Genomic DNA, 691 nt, shown 5'->3' on the forward strand with positions numbered 1-691 from the left:
GCAGTTTTCTACGCGTTACTCACCCGTCCGCCGCTCGTCAGCAGATAGCAAGCTATCTCTGTTACCGCTCGACTTGCATGTGTTAAGCCTGCCGCCAGCGTTCAATCTGAGCCATGATCAAACTCTTCAGTTCAATCTAGTCGAAGCAAAAGCTTCATATACTTGCTCAAGTTACTTACTGTTCAAATAAATTGTACAGGTCGTTGACTTGATAATTTCTTAAGCAACATCCTCTCTAACAAGTTAGATCAGAGTGCTTTATCGTGAAATCATCTCAGTCAGCGCCCACACGAATTGCTTGGTTAATTTTTTAAAGAGCTTGCTTGAGATCCCTCAAGCGAGGCGCGTATTCTACAGCGTCTCATTTGCTTGTCAACGATTTTTTTAATTTGTTTTCGAAGAAATTTAAATTCAAAACCGAAAACCAAAACCTTTAACAAGCGAAGATAAATTACTGATTTAATCACTTAATTCATCTTCTATCTCCTTCAAACTTCGCCGCTTTCGAAGCGGTTCGTCTTAAGGAGGTGCGCATTATATAGAGCTGATTCTTTAGGTCAACACCTTTATCAAACTTTTTATAAATTAGTTTGTAACGCTATTTTAACGAGACTTTTGCTATCTTTTTCTTACCCGCCTGAATCACATATATACCAGGCACCGACAACTTCAAGCTCGCCTCTACCTTCTT

1 rRNA gene is annotated in these 691 nt (G+C 39.8%); it reads right to left on the reverse strand.

What is annotated here, in order from left to right:
* Positions 1 to 133: ribosomal RNA gene (locus A3761_RS04440) — 16S ribosomal RNA — on the reverse strand; the annotation flags it as partial.
* Between the last annotated feature and the right edge of the window lie 558 nt (positions 134 to 691).

The sequence above is a fragment of the Oleiphilus sp. HI0123 genome (genome assembly GCF_001635315.1).